The organism is Streptomyces sp. M-16 (assembly GCF_052114405.1).
Taxonomy (GTDB): Bacteria; Actinomycetota; Actinomycetes; order Streptomycetales; family Streptomycetaceae; genus Streptomyces.
The window spans coordinates 1-16,736 of record NZ_JBFRER010000056.1 but is presented as its reverse complement, the minus strand read 5'-3'; the positions used below and the strand labels follow the sequence as shown (position 1 = coordinate 16,736).

Annotated in this window: 16 protein-coding genes, 1 tRNA gene, 1 pseudogene and 1 riboswitch; of the genes and pseudogenes, 5 read left to right on the top strand and 13 right to left on the bottom strand. The window is 73.4% G+C overall.

All coding sequences use genetic code 11. The features are described 5' to 3' along the window. Positions 1 to 22 precede the first annotated feature (22 nt). Both AB4039_RS24310 and AB4039_RS24305 read left to right on the top strand, forming a co-directional pair. A pseudogene (locus AB4039_RS24310) lies at positions 23 to 193 on the top strand (helix-turn-helix domain-containing protein); the annotation flags it as partial. A 3-nt stretch (positions 194 to 196) separates the two neighbouring features. After that, the gene (locus tag AB4039_RS24305; RefSeq protein WP_442271812.1) at positions 197 to 781 is read left to right on the top strand and encodes a tyrosine-type recombinase/integrase; all 585 of its coding nucleotides are present in this window, start codon (positions 197 to 199) and stop codon (positions 779 to 781) included. A gap of 118 nt (positions 782 to 899) precedes the next feature. Here the strand turns inward: AB4039_RS24305 and AB4039_RS24300 are convergent. Next, positions 900 to 976 (bottom strand) — tRNA-Pro (locus AB4039_RS24300). Positions 977 to 1,134: 158 nt separating this feature from the next. On the opposite strand from AB4039_RS24300, the gene AB4039_RS24295 reads away from it, so the two are divergent. Together AB4039_RS24295 and AB4039_RS24290 are read left to right on the top strand one after the other, a co-directional pair. Then, positions 1,135 to 1,836, top strand: a complete 702-nt coding sequence (locus tag AB4039_RS24295) for a transketolase (protein WP_442271811.1) — start codon at positions 1,135 to 1,137, stop codon at positions 1,834 to 1,836. A 12-nt stretch (positions 1,837 to 1,848) separates the two neighbouring features. Beyond that, on the top strand, positions 1,849 to 2,745 hold the full coding sequence (locus AB4039_RS24290) for a transketolase (protein ID WP_266843865.1): 897 nt from the start codon (positions 1,849 to 1,851) through the stop codon (positions 2,743 to 2,745). A gap of 59 nt (positions 2,746 to 2,804) precedes the next feature. On the opposite strand, the gene AB4039_RS24285 is transcribed toward AB4039_RS24290, so the two are convergent. The 8 genes from AB4039_RS24285 to AB4039_RS24250 form a co-directional block, all read right to left on the bottom strand. Then, positions 2,805 to 3,350 (bottom strand): GAF domain-containing protein, encoded by a 546-nt coding sequence (locus AB4039_RS24285; protein ID WP_266843864.1) that lies wholly within the window; start codon positions 3,348 to 3,350, stop codon positions 2,805 to 2,807. Next, complete coding sequence (locus AB4039_RS24280; protein WP_266843863.1) at positions 3,347 to 3,952, bottom strand: GTP-binding protein; 606 nt, start codon at positions 3,950 to 3,952, stop codon at positions 3,347 to 3,349. Before AB4039_RS24280 ends, AB4039_RS24285 begins: the two co-directional genes overlap by 4 nt. After that, entirely contained in the window at positions 3,930 to 4,349 is a 420-nt protein-coding gene (locus AB4039_RS24275) for a DUF742 domain-containing protein (protein ID WP_266843862.1), read from the bottom strand. The genes AB4039_RS24280 and AB4039_RS24275 overlap by 23 nt, the downstream gene beginning before the upstream one ends. Beyond that, the gene (locus AB4039_RS24270) at positions 4,346 to 4,783 is read right to left on the bottom strand and encodes a roadblock/LC7 domain-containing protein (RefSeq protein WP_266843861.1); all 438 of its coding nucleotides are present in this window, start codon (positions 4,781 to 4,783) and stop codon (positions 4,346 to 4,348) included. The genes AB4039_RS24275 and AB4039_RS24270 overlap by 4 nt, the downstream gene beginning before the upstream one ends. Positions 4,784 to 4,831: 48 nt before the next feature. After that, on the bottom strand, positions 4,832 to 6,616 hold the full coding sequence (locus AB4039_RS24265) for a sensor histidine kinase (protein ID WP_442271810.1): 1,785 nt from the start codon (positions 6,614 to 6,616) through the stop codon (positions 4,832 to 4,834). Between the two features lie 275 nt (positions 6,617 to 6,891). Further along, positions 6,892 to 8,103, bottom strand: coding sequence for an MBL fold metallo-hydrolase (locus AB4039_RS24260; RefSeq protein ID WP_266843859.1), 1,212 nt, complete (start codon positions 8,101 to 8,103; stop codon positions 6,892 to 6,894). Positions 8,104 to 8,322: 219 nt separating this feature from the next. Further along, complete coding sequence (locus AB4039_RS24255; protein ID WP_266843857.1) at positions 8,323 to 9,108, bottom strand: SGNH/GDSL hydrolase family protein; 786 nt, start codon at positions 9,106 to 9,108, stop codon at positions 8,323 to 8,325. 163 nt (positions 9,109 to 9,271) lie between these two features. Next, entirely contained in the window at positions 9,272 to 10,300 is a 1,029-nt protein-coding gene (locus AB4039_RS24250) for a peptidoglycan DD-metalloendopeptidase family protein (RefSeq protein ID WP_442271809.1), read from the bottom strand. A 4-nt stretch (positions 10,301 to 10,304) separates the two neighbouring features. Beyond that, positions 10,305 to 10,469: riboswitch (cyclic di-AMP (ydaO/yuaA leader) on the bottom strand. 316 nt (positions 10,470 to 10,785) lie between these two features. Here AB4039_RS24250 and AB4039_RS24245 point away from each other — a divergent pair. After that, positions 10,786 to 11,607, top strand: a complete 822-nt coding sequence (locus tag AB4039_RS24245; protein ID WP_266843854.1) for a tyrosine-protein phosphatase — start codon at positions 10,786 to 10,788, stop codon at positions 11,605 to 11,607. A 103-nt stretch (positions 11,608 to 11,710) separates the two neighbouring features. On the opposite strand, the gene AB4039_RS24240 is transcribed toward AB4039_RS24245, so the two are convergent. The 4 genes from AB4039_RS24240 to shc all read right to left on the bottom strand — a co-directional run. Beyond that, positions 11,711 to 13,114 (bottom strand): class-III pyridoxal-phosphate-dependent aminotransferase, encoded by a 1,404-nt coding sequence (locus AB4039_RS24240; RefSeq protein WP_266843853.1) that lies wholly within the window; start codon positions 13,112 to 13,114, stop codon positions 11,711 to 11,713. Then, positions 13,111 to 14,142, bottom strand: coding sequence for an adenosyl-hopene transferase HpnH (gene hpnH, locus AB4039_RS24235; protein WP_266843852.1), 1,032 nt, complete (start codon positions 14,140 to 14,142; stop codon positions 13,111 to 13,113). The genes AB4039_RS24240 and hpnH overlap by 4 nt, the downstream gene beginning before the upstream one ends. Positions 14,143 to 14,147: 5 nt before the next feature. After that, positions 14,148 to 14,792, bottom strand: coding sequence for a phosphorylase family protein (locus AB4039_RS24230; protein ID WP_266843850.1), 645 nt, complete (start codon positions 14,790 to 14,792; stop codon positions 14,148 to 14,150). After that, positions 14,792 to 16,736 (bottom strand): squalene--hopene cyclase (gene shc, locus AB4039_RS24225; RefSeq protein ID WP_442271808.1); only part of this gene is annotated, 1,945 nt, incomplete at its 5' end. The genes shc and AB4039_RS24230, both read right to left, overlap by 1 nt.

Here is a 16,736-nt window from a genome sequence, read left to right as displayed (position 1 = left end):
CCGAGCCGAGGCGGCCGCACAACTCCTCGTCTCCACGGCACTGCCGCTGGCCTCGATCGCCAGGCGCTGCGGGTTCAGCTCCGCCGAGACGATGAGGCAGGTGTTCCTGGAGCACTACGGAACGACACCCAGCCGGCACCGCACCCTCCACAGCAGTTCCCGGGTCGCACCCTTCGAAGTGCCAGTGGCCTGACGGGTGGCTGGATGTTTCGACTCGGACGGCGACGCATCGTGGCCTGCGGTCGCACGTGGTCCACGAGCACGGGAGCGACACGGCCCGCAGCACCTCCGCGTGGTCCCACGGCGACTGGCGCCGGCTTGTGCCCGCCGAGTGGCACGGTCAAGGGCCCGCCCCCACAGCGACCCCAGCGATCCATTCACCGGACTCGTCTTCTGCAGACCCGACGGCCGACCCCTGCGACCCCACACCGTCCTCGACCGGCTCCGGCAGTTGTCCCAAGAAGCCGGCGTACCGCGGGTGACCGTTCACGACCTACGGCACCTGGCCGCCACCATCACCATCACCGCCGGCGTGCCCCTGACCGTCGTCTCCAAGACGCTGCGGCACTCCACCCTGTCGACCACCGCCAACGTCTACAGCCACCTCACCCAACAAGCCGCCCGCGAAGCCGTCGACACCATCGACCACACCCTCACCCGGGCCCAGAAGCGAAACGACCGACGGGCCTGGCTGGAACGGCTGCGACCACCACGCGACCACGTCCAGCACCTCCGCGAAGCCCTCAACCGGCTCCGCTCCCCCGCCCCGACCCGCTTCTAACGAGCCACGGAGCAACCCCGAAGCGGGCGTGCGACCACACTGCGACCACCAGGACTCCGGGCATGGAAAAGGCCGTCCTCCCATGTATGAGAGAACGGCCTCCGACCTGCATGAAGCATGGTCGGGACGACAGGATTTGAACCTGCGACCCCTTGACCCCCAGTCAAGTGCGCTACCAAGCTGCGCCACGTCCCGATGGTCGCTGACCTGGGGTTTCCCCTGGCCGGACCAGCACGAGAACAATACCGCACTTCCGGGGGTGGTCGCGCGCGGGTTTCCCCGGACGGCCGGATGTGACGGATCCGGCGACGACGGCTTGACCTCAAGTCCGCTTGAGGAAGCATGGTGGTTGCATGACACAGGCAATCGCGGACACCGGGTTCCGCTACGAGGATCTGGGCCGGCTCATCGCGCTCATGACAGGGGCGGAGAAGCACGGGCCCGCCGCCACCTCCACGCTCGACGCGCTGTGGGTGCTCTACGACCGGGTGTTGCGCGTCGGGCCCGGGAGCGCCGGGGCCGCGGAGCGGGACCGGTTCCTGCTCTCCAAGGGGCACGGGCCCATGGCCTACTACGCCGTGCTCGCCGCGAAGGGGTTCTTCCCCGTCGAGTGGCTGGCCGGATTCGGATCCTACGACTCCCCCCTCGGCCACCACCCCGACCGCACCCTGGTCCCCGGCGTGGAGATCGGCAGCGGCTCGCTCGGGCACGGGCTGCCGCTCGCGGTCGGCACCGCGCTCGGGCTGCGCGCCCAGGGGCTGGACGAGGCGGCCGTGTGGGTGCTGATCGGGGACGCGGAGCTCGACGAGGGCAGCAACCACGAGGCCATCGCCTACGCCGGCCCGGCCGGACTGGATCGGCTGCACACCCTGGTGATCGACAACGACTCCGCGACCCACGGCTGGCGCGGCGGGATCGCCTCCCGCTTCGAGGCGGCCGGCTGGTCGGCGGTCACCGTCGACGGGCGCGACCACGAGGCACTGCACGCCGCCTACACCGCACCGCATCCGGGCCGGCCGCACGCCGTCGTCGCCCGTGTCGAGAAGAAGTTCTGAGGGAGGCAGGTCATGGACACCATGCGGGACCGGTTCGTGTCGGTCACGTCGAAGCTGCTCGACGAGGACCACCGGCTGGCGGTCGTGCTCGCGGAGATCACCATGGACGGGTTCCGGCCCGCCCGGCAGCGCCACCCGGACCGAGTGATCAACGTCGGGATCCGCGAACAGCTGCTCATCGGCGTGGGCGGCGGCCTGGCCCTCACCGGGCTGCGGCCCGTGGTCCACACCTTCGCCAGCTTCCTGGTCGAGCGGCCCTTCGAGCAGGTCAAGCTGGACTTCGGGCACCAGGGCACGGGCGGGGTCCTGGTCAGCGCGGCCGCCAGCTACGACTGGCCGGCCGGCGGGTTCACCCACATGGCGCCGGGTGACGTGGCGCTGCTGGACACCCTCGACGGCTGGACGGTCCACACGCCCGGCCACCCCGACGAGGCGGAGGAGCTGCTGCGCCACGCCTACGCCGCCGGGGACGACAAGGTGTACGTCCGGCTCACCGCGCAGTCGAACTCCGCCCCGCGCCCCGTCGGCGACCTGCGCTTCCAGACCGTACGGACGGGGAGCGCGGGTGTGGTCCTCGCCGTCGGCCCGCTGCTCGACGAGGTCCTCGCCGCGACCGAGGGCCTCGACGTCACCGTGCTCTAYGCGGCCACCGTGCGCCCCTTCGACGAGGCGGCCCTGCGCGCCGCCGCGGGCCGGGCCGCGCCGGAGGTGGTCCTGGTCGAGCCCTACCTGGCCGGAACCTCCGCGGCGGCCGCCGGGCAGGCCCTGATGGACGTGCCGCACCGGATCCTGCCGCTCGGGGTGGGCCGGGCCGAGCTGCGCCGCTACGGCACGATGGAGGAGCACACCGCCGCCCACGGCCTGGACGCGGCCTCGCTGCGGCAGCGGATCAGCGGCTTCCTGCGCTGACCGTGCCGGAACGGCCTCGGGCGGGGGTGCGTCCCGTACCCCCGCCCGGCCCGGCGTCGTCAGCGGGCCCGGTCCTCCCGCGCGTGGATCAGCTCCACCAGGTCGGCGGCGAGCGCCTTGACCGTTGCCAGGCCCTCCGTCCCCCAGCGCCGCGGCACCACGTCCACCGCGCACACCGTGCCCAGGACGACGCCGCGCCGGTCGGTGAGGGGAGCCCCCAGGTACGAGCGCACCCCGCTCTCGTCCACGACCGCGTTGCCCGCGAAGCGCGCGAAGTCCCGTACGTCCTGGAGCACCAGTGCGCGGCGCCGCACCACCACGTGCGGGCAGTAGCCGTGGTCCCGGGGCAGCACCCGCGCCGGGTATCCCGCCTGGGCGGCGTCCGGGCGGTGGTGCAGACCGGCGAAGAACTGCCGTTCCTCCCCGACGAAGTTGACACCGGCGTACGGGGTCCGCAGGGTCCGCGCGACCCTCGCCGCGAAGGCGTCGAGTTCCGCGTCCGCCCGCTCCCCCAGGCCCAGTTCGCGCAGCCGGACGGCGCGCGCGGGTGCCTCCCGGTCCACCGGGGTGAGGAGCAGGTGGCCGGTCGATTCGTAGTACGTCATGGCGGTTCCCCCGGATCCGAGTGGGCTTGCTTCGCTGTGGACAGCAGATGGTGGACGAGGGCCGCGAGGGTCCCCGTACCGGAACCCCTCAGTCGCGCGTCGCACCGGACGACGGGCACCCGCGGGCCGAGTCCGACCGCCTCGCGGACCTCCTCGGCGGTGTAGCGGTGGGCGTCGTCGAACTCGTTGACGGCGACGACGAAGGCGATCCCGCGCCGCTCGAAGAAGTCCACGGCGGGGAAGCAGTCGTCGAGCCGGCGGGTGTCGGCCAGCACCACGGCCCCCAGGGCGCCCGCGCACAGCTCCTCCCACAGGAACCAGAAGCGCTGCTGCCCCGGCGTGCCGAACAGGTACAGGACGTGCCGGTCGTCGAGGGTGAGCCGGCCGAAGTCCAGCGCGACCGTCGTCGTTGCCTTCGCCTCCACCCCGTCGAGCGGGTCACTGCCCTCGCCCACCCCGCTCAGCACTTCCTCCGTGCACAGCGGCTCGATCTCGCTGACCGCGCCCACGAAGGTGGTCTTCCCCGCCCCGAACCCGCCCGCGACCAGGATCTTCAGGGTCGCGGGCGGGGCGGGGGCGTCACAGTCGCCGGCGTAGGCCATCGAGCACCGCCCGGAGCAGGGTCTGGTCGTCGTCGGCGAAGGAATCGCCGCCGGGGAACCGGGGCGCCCGCACCGAGACGGCCCCGTGCTGCGTCAGATCGGACAGCAGCACCTTCACCACCACCGCCGGGAGCCGCAGCTGCCCGGCCACCTCGGCGACGGTCACCCCGGCCGCGCCCGCGCAGAGCCGCAGCGCGAGGGTGTGCTCGGCGCCGAGCGGAACGCGCGGACGGACCCCGGTCGCGGTCACCAGCGACAGCAGGTCGAGGTGGACGGCCGCCCGGGTGCGCCCGCCGCTGGCGGTGTACGGGCGCATCACCCGGCCCGCCGAATCGTCCAGCCAGGGCGTGTCGCGCGCCGCACCGGATCCCCTGTCCCCCCGTGCCCAGACCCTCATCGCTCCGCGTCGGCGACGTGCGCGGGCCGGCGCGGCGGGGCCGCCAGGTACGGGCGGACGCTCTTGACCAGCATCGCCATCTCGTAGCCGAGGACGCCCGCATCCGCCTCCCGGTCCGCGAGCACCGCCAGGCAGGTCCCGGACCCGGCCGCCGAGACGAACACCAGCGCCGTGTCCAGCTCGACCACCACCTGCCGGACCTCGGCGCCGTCCCCGAACCGGGATCCGGCGCTGCGCCCCAGCGAGTACAGCCCGGAGGCCAGGGCGGCCATGTGGTCGGCGCTGTCCGGGTCCAGTCCGTGGACGCAGGTGACGAGCCCGTCCGCGGTGAGCAGCACCGCGCTGCGCGTGTACGGCACGCGTTGGACCAGGCCGCCGAGCAGCCAGTCGAGGTCCGAGAGGCTGCCTGTCTTCGTCGCCGCTTCTCCGGCCATGGGGGTGTGCTCCTTGCTGGGGTGAGGGGTCCGGGCCGGGGGCCCGGTTCATGCCTGCTGCTCCGACTGGGCGAGGCCGAAGCCGCGCTGGAAGGCCGCCATCAGGCCGGGGTCGTGCACGGGTTGCTCGGTTTCGGGTGCCCGGCGCGGGGCGGGGGTCTCGCGCAGCTGGGGCGCGAGGTGGTGCTGGGCCCGGCGTCGGGGCAACGCCGGCCGCTCCGCCTCGGCGGGGGCGGGGGCGGGGGTGGCCAGCTGCGGCCGGGGTGCCGGTGCGGGCAACACGGCCGGGGCTTGTAGGACCGCGTTCCCGGCCTCCGACGGCACCGCGGGCGACAGCCGTACGGGTCCGGGCGCGGGCTCCGCCGCTCCGGCCGCGGCGGGCGCGCCGGGGGTCACGGCCACGGCGGGGGGCGGCGGAACGGAAGCGGGCACCGGCCCGCCCGCGGGGGGCCCCGGCACGGAGGCCGTCGCCTGCGCCCACCACCCGACGGGCCCCTGCTCCGGCTCGGGCTCCCGCTCCGGCCGGGAGCCCGGCACGCGCACGCGTACGGGTTCCAGCGGAGGCACCGCGCCGCCCTCGCCGGTCCCCCAGGAGGTGGCCCGCGCCCCGTCCAGCGCGTCGGCGCCGCTCGGCGCGTCCGCGCCCAGCAGCCCCTGGGGCAGCACCAGTACGGCGAGCACCCCGCCGTAGATGTTGGACTTCAGCTCGACGGCGATGCCGTGGCGGCGGGCCAGCGCCGAGACCACGAACAGCCCGATGCGCCCGTCGGCCAGCAGGTGCCGCACGCTGACCTGATCGGGGTCCCCCAGCAGGGCGTTCATGCGGTGCTGCTCCCCGGCGGGCATGCCCAGTCCGCGGTCCTCGACCTCGACCGCGATCCCGGCGGTGACCCGCTCCGCGCGCACCACGACGTCGGTGTCGGGGGCGGAGAACACGGTGGCGTTCTCGATGAGTTCGGCCAGCAGGTGCACCACGTCGGCGACGGCGTGTCCGCGCACCGTGCCGCCCGCCGGGGGCACCACCTTGACCCGTGTGTACTGCTCGACCTCGGCAACCGAGGAACGCAGCACCTCGCTCAGGTCGATGGGCCGGGTCCACTGGCGCCGCGAGGCGGCCCCTCCGAGCACGGCGAGGTTCTCGGCGTGCCGGCGGATCCGGGTGGCGAGGTGGTCGACGTGGAAGAGCTCCTTGAGCAGGTCGGGGTCCTCGACCGTGTCCTCCAGCTCGTCGAGGAGGGAGATCTCTCGGTGCACGAGCGACTGAAGCCGGCGCGCGAGGTTGACGAAGACCTCCACCTTGCGGTCGCTGTCGCTCGGGGCGGCCGGGACGGCCAGCCGCACCAGGGTCGTGTGCGCCTGTTCGCGGGCGCCGCGCAGCTCCTGCGCGAGCAGCCAGAACTCGTCCACCCCGGCCGGATCGGCGGCCGGCGGCGGACCGCTCGGCCCCCCGCGCACGGGCCGTCCCGGATTCTCCCCGCGCTCCAGCCGCTCGGCGGCCGTCCGCAGCTCCTGGCGGCCCCGCACGCTGGAGCGGCGCAGGGCCTCGCAGCGGTCGCGCACGGCCTTGGCCGCCCGCTGCGCCCCGAGCAGGGCGCAGGCGAGGGCGCCGACGACGAGCAGGGCGCAGCCCGTGAGGACGGGCCACAGCCGGGCGTCGCGCTCCCCGGCGCCCCCGCCGAGCTGGAGGGTGAAGATGACCGCGGCGGTGCCGCTGAGCCCGGCGGCGAGCGTGGGCAGTACGGCGGCGCGCAGCAGCTGGGGGCGTATCTGCCGGCCGGGTCCCGTGACGGCGTGTCTCGACGGGGCGTGGCGGGCGGCGCGGAATCCGGACATCGGCGTCCTCGGTACGTGGGGCCCGGCCACCGGCGGTCCCGGGCCCGGTATTGATCACCGGATACCCACGCTAGACCGCACGCTCCCGCCCCTGACGCCCAGTTGGGGAACTTCGGCGGGCTGCTTCCCGCTCCCGACGGAGCGCTCGTACGAGAGCCCGAATGCRCCGGGAGCGCGTACCCCGGCTCGGCGGGGGGCGTACGCCGCCCGGCCCGCGCCCCCCACGAACCCCGGGGGCCCGGGCGTCCCACCGGGCCCCCGGGCCCCACCGTCCGCTACGACCCCACGGCTTCCGGCTCGCCCTGTCCGGCCGGTGCCGGGGCGACGGGAGCGGCCGCGGGCCGCGCCCGTACGGGGGTGGCCGTCACCGGGGCCGGGGGCGCGGCCACGAAGGGGCGCCACCAGGCCTGGTCCGGGGCGTCGGCCGCGCCCGGTTCGAAGGGCTGGCCCGGGATCGGCAGGGCGACGGCCGTCCCGGCCGCCCCCGCGGCGGCGACGGTCCCCTCGCCGGGCTCGTCCCACGGGTGCGGGGCCAGGTTGAAGGTGCCCCAGTGGATCGGCAGCATCGTCCCGTGCGGGAGTCCGCCCTGGAGGTCGAGGTGGGCCTGGATCCCTTCCGCGGGGGTCATGTGGATGTCCGGCCAGTACTCGGAGTAGGCGCCGATCTGGATCATCGTCGCGTCGAAGGGGCCGTGCGCGGCGCCGATCTCCTTGAAGCCGGGGAAGTAGCCGGTGTCCCCGCTGTGGAAGATCCGGTGTTCCCCGCCCGTCACGACCCAGGAGGCCCAGAGGGTGAACTGCTGGTTGCGCAGCCCGCGGCCGCAGAAGTGGCGGGCCGGGGTGGCCGTGAGGGAGAGCCCTGCGACCTCGGTCGTCTCGTTCCAGTCGAGCTCGCGCAGCCGGTCCGGTGCCACGCCCCAGCGCTCCAGGTGCGCGCCGACGCCGAGCGGGACGGCGAAGACGGTGTCCGTGCCGGCCAGTGCCTTGATGGTGGGCAGGTCGAGGTGGTCGTAGTGGTCGTGGGAGATCACCACGACGTCGACCTCGCCGAGGGAGGCCAGCGGCACGGGGACCGGGTGCAGCCGCTTGGGTCCGGCGAAGGGGAAGGGGGAGCAGCGCTCGCCCCAGACCGGGTCGAAGAGCACCCTGCGCCCGTCGATCTCGGCGAGCACGCTGGAATGCCCCATCCAGGTCAGGCGCAGCCCGCTGACCGGCGGTTTCGCCAGCTCGGCGAGGGTGGTGGGGTACACCGGGACGGGGGCGCCCGGGTTGCGCCGTACCCGCTGCTCCTTGTGGAAGTAGATCTTGGCGAACTCGACCAGCGACCCGGAGGGCCTGGTCCGTGCGCCCACGGGGTTCTGGAAGACGCCGTCGGCGAAGTTCGGCGAGCGCAGGATCCGCTCCAGCCGTGCGCCGGACGGGTCCGCGCCGAAGGCTTCGGGCCGCAGGGCGCGCAGCCGGGGACGCAGGGGAAGGGAGCCGGTCAAGGCGCCTCCTGGGAAAGGTGCAGGACGTTGGGACGGTCGTACGACTACGACCATCCCAACGCGCACCGGCCCCCGAGGATTCCGCGTTCGGCCCGCGTGTCGGCCGGATCTCCCGGCCGACCTCCCCCCCCTGGCGCGGCCCCTCTCGTGCCGGTCTCCCGTGCCGGCCTCCCGGCGGGCTCTCCCGGCGGCCCTTCCCCCACGGGGCCGCCATGGCCGTCAGAGCGGCAGCAGGTCCGGGCGCTTGGCCTCGACGTGGTCGCCGGAGGACTCCCCGCGCAGCCGGCGGCCGATCCAGGGCACGAGGTGCTCGCGCGCCCACTGGATGTTGTCCCGGGTGACGTCCACCGACCCGCGCGGCGGGGTGGGCGGCCACGGCTGGTCCGGGTCGGCGGGGACCTCGTAGCCGAGGACCTGTGCGGCGCGGAGCGCGACACGGGTGTGGCCCTCGGGCGAGAGGTGCAGCCGGTCGCCGTCCCAGGCCCGGCGGTCCTGCACCGACTTCAGCGACCAGAGGTCGAGGACCGGGCAGTCGTAGCGGTCGGCGATGGCGCGGACGTGCGCGCTGTACGTCGCGACCTTGCCCCGCAGGTGCTTGAGGACGGGGACGCCCCGGGTGTCGAAGCCGGTGGTGATCATGACGAGGCCGACGGCCCCGGTGAGGTCGGCCACCGCCGCCTCGAACCGCTCCGCCACGTCGTCCGGGTCGCTGCCCGGCCGGATGATGTCGTTGCCGCCCGCGCAGAAGGTGACCAGGTCCGGGGCGAGGTCCTTGGCTCTGGGGACCTGTTCGGCCACGATCTGGTCGAGGAGCTTGCCCCGCACCGCGAGGTTCGCGTACCGGAAGTCGTGCTCGTCGCGCTGATCGGCCAACAGGACGGCGAGCCGGTCCGCCCAGCCGAGATACGAATCCCCGGGTCCCGGGTCCCCCACGCCTTCGGTGAAGCTGTCCCCGATCGCCGCGTACGAGCCGATGGTCTTGAGTGTCGTCTTCGTCGCTGCCACGGGACGACATCCTTCACCCCCGCCACCAACCTACGCCAACGTAATSARGGGTTGACGGACCGTGATCTATACCACGCGGGGGATAAGGAATAAGTACACGTGGGGCCGGGACCCCCCTCAGGTCCCGGCCCCACGCGTGTCCGTGCCGCTGCCGCGGCTCCCGTCAGACGTTCACGCCCTTGGAGCGGAGGTAGGCCAGCGGGTCGATGTCCGAGCCGTAGGACGGGCCGGTGCGGATCTCGAAGTGGAGGTGCGGGCCGGTCACGTTGCCGGTGGCGCCGGAGAGGCCGATGCGCTGTCCGGCGGTGACGCTCTGGCCCACCGAGACGGACAGCTGGGAGAGGTGGCCGTACTGGGAGTACTTGCCGTCGGCGTGGCGGATGACCACCTCGTTGCCGTACGCACCTCCCCAGCCTGCGGAAACCACGGTGCCCGCGCCGACCGCCCTGACGGTGGTGCCGGTGCTCGCGACGAAGTCGACGCCGGTGTGGTAACCGGAGGACCACATGCTGCCGCTCTGGTGGTACGGGGTGGAGGTGCCGCCGTCGACCGGGGCGACGAAACCGGAGCCGTTCGCGGGGGCCGCGGAACCGGCCGCGGCCGCGGGCGCGGAGGGCGCCGGGCTCTGGGCGGGAGCCTTGGCCGCCGGTCCGCGCGAGGTGCCGGACTCCGGTGCGGGGGTCGCGTCGGCGCCGTGGGCGGTGTTCCCGCCGGTCGCGCCGGCGGCGGACGGGGCCTCGTCGGTCGCCTGAGTCCCGCTGGAGGATTCCTCGGCCGCGGCCTCAGGAGTCTTCGGCGCGGGGGTCCCCGCGTGGCCGTCCAGGGTCAGCTTGAGGCCCGGGTGGATGAGGGAGGGGTTCGCGCCGACGGCCTCGCGGTTGTCCGCGTAGAGCCGCTCCCAGCCGCCCTGGAGGTGACGCTCGGCGGCGATCTTCGACAGGTAGTCGCCCGGCACGACGGTGTAGACGGCCGGAGCGGCGGAGGGGGCGGAGGCCGGGACGGAGGCCGGAGCGGAGAGGGGGGCCCGGAGGGCCTGGGGCACCTGCGCGGGCGTCGAGGCCGGGGTGGCGGCGTGGGCGCCGGCGGCGACCGCCAGCGGCAGCGCGAGGGCGGCGCCACCGGTGCCGGCCACGGCGAGACCGCGGGATAGGGAACGGGACTTCGGACGGCGGTGCTTACCCTTTGCGGGCATGGCGAATTCCTCTCCGGCGCCTGCGAGGTGAGCTGTCGGGTTCGGACTGGAGGTGTCCGGCCGTACTCGCGGAACACGCGTACGGCTTCACCCCGAGCCGCCCGGAAGTGATCCGGAACGGCGGCTTACCTGGTTCCCCCGCTCCTGCCGCGCGCGTCGATGGTCGGGTGCGGTTCCCGGGCGGCGGCAGGATGAGGCGGTCCACCCGGATCGATCGCGAAGGTAATCCAGTGGGAGTGCGCACAACAAGCCATGAATTCCCTGACGGAATAGCAGGCATGAAGGATCAACGGAATTCCCGTCACCCTCCGTCCATTCCCCTGCCGCAACAGCCACCCTGGCAAGGGAATTCGGATTTCGCGATCAGGCACGGACGGTCACCGTATGATCTGGCTCACGGGGCCCGGCGCGATCTCGCCTCCACGTATGGCAAGTTGGCCCCAACCAGAGCAATTCGGACACGCAGGACACGCGGAGGAGCGCACGTGACCCAGCAGATACCCCAGCCCCTGCCGAGCGGCCCGGAGCCGGAGCCCAAGCTCTCCGGAGTGCGCAATTTCCGTGACGTGGGCGGCCTGTCGACCACCGACGGGCGGAGGGTCAGGCCGGGACGACTGTTCCGAAGTGGACATCTGGCACATGCCACCGAAACCGATACGGAGTTCCTCGAATCACTCGGGCTGCACACCGTCTTCGACTTCCGCAACGGAGCCGACCAGGCCCTGGAGGGCCCGGACGTCGAGCTGGCGGGCGTGCGCAACGTGAACATCCCGCTGTCGGATCCGGCCGACGGACGGGAGTTCTGGACGATGGTCCGCGACGGGGACCTCGCCCGGCTCCGCACCGTCCTGGGCGACGGCAAGGCGGCCGCCCGGATGAGGGACTCGTACCGGACGATCATCCGCACCCGCACCGCCGAGCACAGCCGGGTGGTGCACGCGCTCGCCGAGGACAGCGTCCCGGCGCTGATGCACTGCGCCGCGGGCAAGGACCGCGCGGGACTGTCGATCGCCGTCACCCTGCTCGCCCTGGGCGTCGGGCGCGACGCGATCGTGGCCGACTACCTGGAGTCCAACACCCCGCACAACCGCTACCGCGTCCGGCGCGGCAGCGACGCGCCCGAGGCCCGCTCCCCCGAGGTCATGGAGCTGCTGGCCCCGCTCTTCGAGGCGCGCGCCGAGTACCTGCTCGCGGCGTTCGACACCATCGACGGCCAGTGGGGCGGGGTGGAGGCCTACCTCAACGAGGGACTCGGCCTCGCGCCCGCCACGCTGGACCGGCTGCGCGACCGGCTCCTCGTCGACTGAGGCCCGGCTGAGGCCCGGCGGGGCCGTAGCGGGGCCGTGGCTGGGCCGTAGCGGGGCCGTGGCGGGGTCGTGGCGGGGGGTCGCACGGCCCCCCGCCGCCCCCTCAGCGGTTGCCGACCGCCTGCTTGACCAGGGTCCTGCCGAAGTCCCACATCAGGCCGCCCCCACCGTGCGCTTCGTCCATGACCTCACGGAACGCCCCGACGAACCGGTCCACGTCCCCTTCGTCCACGATCAGCGGCGGGATGAGCTTGATGACCTCCAGGTGGTCGCCGGAGACCTGGGTCAGGATCCGGTGCCGGTTCAGCAGCGGCACCACCACCATCTGCGCGAACAGGCCCTTGCGGGCCGCCTGGAGCACGGCCCAGCGGCTGCGCAGCCCCAGGGAGGACGGCCGGCCGAACTCGATGCCGATCATCAGGCCGCGCCCCCGCACCTCGTGCAGCAGCTCGTACTCGTCCACCAGCGCCGCGAGCCGCCCGCGCAGCAGGTCGCCCATGGCGCGGGCGTTGGCCACCACCTGCTCGTCCTCCATGACCGCGAGGACCGCCAGCCCGGCCGCCATCGCCTGCGCGTTGGAGCCGAAGCTGGCGGAGTGCACCAGCACCCGGTCCATGGAGGAGTAGACCTTCTGGAAGATCCAGTCCTTGCCGAGGGTCGCCCCGACGGGGACGTAGCCGCCGGAGAGGGCCTTGGCCACGCACACCAGGTCCGGTTCCACGCCCGGCTCGTGCTGGTACGCGTAGAAATCGCCTGTCCGGCCGAGGCCGGTCTGGACCTCGTCCGCGATGAGCAGCGCCTTGTGGCGGTGCAGCAGTTCCTGTGCGGCGCGCAGGTACCCGGGCGGGGCCGCGAGCACGCCCTTGCCCTGGACCGGCTCGACGATCAGGGCGGCGACGTCCCCCCGCCGGAGCTCCGCCTCCAGGGCGTCCAGGTCCCCCATCGCGATCTTCGTGTCGGGCAGCAGCGGTGCGAAACCGTCGCGGAAGCCGCCCTCCCCGTTGACCGACAGCGAGCCCGTGGTGAGCCCGTGGAAGGCGTGGTCGCAGTAGAGGATCCTGGGCCGGCCGGTGGCGTAGCGGGCGAACTTCAGGGCGGTCTCCACGGCCTCGGTGCCGCTGTTCCCGAAGAAGACCCGGTCCAGGTGGGGGCTGTGGCCGAGGAGCTTCTCGGCCAGCAGTCCGGGCAGCGGCTGGCAGTCGAAGCGGGTCAGGTCGGCGAGCTGGGCGTCCAGCACGTCGTGCAGGGCCCGGCGCACGACGGGGTGGTGCCGGCCCAGGCCCATCACGCCGAAGCCGGCCAGCATGTCGAGGTAGTCGTTGCCCTCGTCGTCCCAGAAGTGGGCGCCCTCGGCCCGCACGTAGACCTTGTCGAAGCCGATGGTGCGCAGCATCCGGGGCAGCTGGTGGTTGAGGTGGCGGGCGTGCAGCTCGTACCGCTCCCCGCCGCGCTCGGCCAGCAGCGCGGCGAGGTCGAAGCCCCCGCCCCCTCCGGGCGCGGACGTCATGCCGAGCCGGCCCGGTTGCCGCCGATCGTCTCCCGGGCCGCGCGCAGCGACTCCTTGAGGGATCCCATGGTGGCGAGGACGGCGGTGGGCTCGTAGCCGCAGTGCGCCATGCAGTTCGCGCAGCGCGGGTCCTTGCCGCGGCCGTACTTGCTCCAGTCGGTTTCCTCGATCAGCTCCCGGTACGTGGGCACGTAGCCGTCGCTCATCAGGTAGCAGGGCCGCTGCCAGCCGAAGAGGGAGTAATTCGGAATGGCCCAGGCGGTGCAGGGGAAATCCGCCTTTCCTTCGAGGAAGTCGAGGAAGAGCGGGGAGTGGTTGAGCCGCCAGCGCAGCCGGTTGCCTCCGGCGAAGGCCTTCTTGAAGAGTTCCCGGGTCTGTTCGACACCCAGGAAGTGTTCCTGGTCGGGGGCCTTTTCATAGGCATAGGCGGGCGAGATCATCATTTCGTCGACCTTGAGGTCGTCGTTGAGGTAGTTCAGCACCTCGATGATCGTCTGGGGTGTGTCGGTGTTGAAGAAGGTGGAGTTGGTGGTGACCCGGAATCCGCGGCGCTTGGCCTCCTTGATGGCCGCCACGGCTTCGTCGAAGACGCCTTCCTTGGCCACGGATTCGTCGTGGCGTTCGCGCAGCCCGTCGATGTGGACGGCGAAGGCGAAATACGGGGAGGGGGTGAACTTCTCGATCTTCTTGCGGAGCAGCATCGCGTTGGTGCAGAGGAACACGTACTTCCGCCTGGCCACGAGCTGCCGCACGATCTCGTCGATCTGCGGGTGCATCAGGGGCTCGCCGCCCGCGATGGACACCATCGGGGCGCCGGACTCCAGGACGGCGCCGACCGCCTGGGCGACGGGCATGCGCTGCTTGAGCACCCCCGCCGGATGCTGGATCTTCCCGCACCCCTCACAGGCCAGGTTGCACGCGTAGAGCGGCTCCAGCTCGACGATCAGCGGGAACTTCTCGCGCTTGCGGAGCTTCTGTTCGAGAAGATAGGTCCCGACCCTGATGGACTGTCGCAACGGCATGGCCATCTGGCTCACCTCCTGGGGAGCAGCAACGAACGGTGCCAGTCATGGAACGCGGGCCGTATGGCACGCAGCACGCGGAAGGCCGATATTCCACCGCGCACCGTGCCGATACGGACGAGCTCGTGCTCCGGAGCGTCCACGATCACCCGGACGGCCGCAAGGGGACGGTCGGCGCCCCCGTGTGCGGTCCACAGGGTGGCCGCGGACTCCATGTCGACCGCGATGGCACCGGTGGCGCGCAGCAGCGCGCGCTCCTGCCCGCGGACGACGTGGTCGGATCCGGTCAGTGCGCCGAGGTGCACGGTCCGGCCGGGTACCGCCCGGGCCAGTGCCTCGGCGAGGAGGGCGGTGCCGGTGCAGGCGACCGCCCCGCGGGGGTCCCGGGTCTCCTCGGCGACGACCAGGTCGCCGGGGTGCATCCCGGGGACGAGGCCGGCGCAGAAGCCGGTCGCCAGGACGGCGGCCCGCTCCATGCCCGGCCGCCCCAGGGCGCGGGTGAGGGCGCGCTCGGCCGCGCGCGGGCCCATGCCGGTGCGCAGCAGCGCCCCGTCCGGTGCGCCGCCGCGGCCCGCGCTGCGCAGGGCCGCCTGCTCGATCCGCAGGGCGCAGGCGATCAGCAGCGGGGGCCGGGGCGGCGGCGCTCCGGCGGTCATCACGCGCCTCCGGCCGGCCGGTGGGCCCCGGCCGCGCGGGGACCGTCCGGGCCGAACGGTTCTCCGTGGAGGTAGCGGCCCAGGGCCGTGAGCGGGAACACCTGCCGGTAGAGGTGGTAGTTGATGGAGAAGTCCCAGGGGAAGCCGGTGCCGGTGAAGTACGGCTCGTCCCAGGTCCCGTCCGGGCGCTGGGTCCCGACCAGGTACGCCAGTCCCCGCTCGACGGCCCCGCCGTCGCGCTCCCCCGCCGACAGCAGCGCCATCAGCGCCCAGGCGGTCTGGGAGGCGGTGGAGGCGCCCTTGCCGGCCCATGAACGGTCCTGGTAGGAACGCTGGTCCTCGCCCCAGCCGCCGTCCTCGTTCTGTACGGATTCCAGCCAGCGCACGGCCCGCCGGACCGCGGGGTGCGAGTGGGCGATGCCGGCGGCGGTGAGGGCCGGGACCACCGAGCCCGTCCCGTAGATGTAGTTGGTGCCCCAGCGTCCGAACCAGGCGCCTTCCGGCTCCTGTTCGGCGAGCAGCCAGGCGATGCCGCGCCGGGTGCGGGGGTCGGCGGCCTTGCCCTCGAAGGCGAGCATCTCGACGACGTGGGCGGTGACGTCGGCCGAGGGCGGGTCGATGACCTCGCCGAAGTCGCAGAAGGGAAGCCGGTTGGGGAAGGGGCTGGTGTTGTCGGCGTCGAAGGCGCCCCAGGCGCCGTTCTTCGACTGCATGCCGAGGTTCCAGGACACCCCGCGGGCGATGGCGGCCTCGACCTTCGCCGGTTCGGGGTGGTGGATGCGGCGCAGGGCCAGGACGACTTCGGCGGTGTCGTCGATGTCCGGGTAGTTGTCGTTGTGGAACTCGAAGGCCCAGCCGCCCGGTTCGAGCCCGGGGCGGCGCACGGCCCAGTCGCCGCTGCGCCGGATCTCCTCGCCGAGCATCCAGTCGGCGGCCTTGACCAGGGCGGGGTGGTCGGGGCGCACCCCGGCGTCGGCGAGGGCGATCGCGGCGAGGCAGGTGTCCCACACCGGGGACTGGCAGGCCTCGATCATCCGGGCGCCGTCCTCGCGCCAGACCGCGAACCGGTCGAGGGACTCCAGTCCGGCCCGCATCACCGGGTGCCCCAGGTCGTAGCCGAGCAGATGCAGGGCGATGACGGAGTACACCGCGGGTGGCTGGATCCCGCCCCAGCAGCCGTCGTTCTCCTGGCGCTCGACGATCCAGCGGCCGGCGGCCGCCATGGCGGCCTTGCGCAGCCGGCCCGGGGCGAACCGCCGGTAGACGTGCAGGGCCTTGTCCATGCGCTGGAAGGCCCCTTCCCAGGTGGCCAGCGGAGCGGTCGGCCTGGCCGGGAAGGGAGTGCGCGCGTCGGTGTGCAGCTCGTCGAGCGCGAAGGGGGCCGGGCGGACGGGCCGGAGGGCCGAGACGACGGTGAGCGGAACGATGGTCTGGCGGGCCCAGCAGCCGAAGTCGTAGATGTTCAGCGGCGCCCAGGGGGGCAGGAAGACCAGCTCGGGCGGGAGTTCGGGCAGGTGGTCCCACTTCCACCAGCCGAACAGGGCGAGCCAGATCCGGGTGAACACCCGGGCGGCGGCGATCCCCCCGTGGGCCCGGATCCAGGCCGAGGCGCGGGCCATGTGCGGGGCTCCGGGGTCGTCCCCGGCGAGGCGCAGGGCGACGTACGCCTCGATGGTGGCGGAGAGTTCGGGCGGCCCGCCGTGGAAGGTGGCCCACGTCCCGTCCTCGCGCTGCTCGCCCCGGATGAAGAGGGCGGCCGCGCGCGTGGTGTCCTCGTCCCGGATGCCGAGGAACTGCCGCAGCAGCAGGTCCTCGGCGTCCATGGTGACGTTGGTCTCCAGGTCGCCCTTCCACCACCCGGCCGGGTCCTGGCGCTCCAGCAGTGCGCGGACGGCCTTGTCGGTGGCTTCCTGGACACCGCGCGGCGGGCCGCCGGGCCCGCCC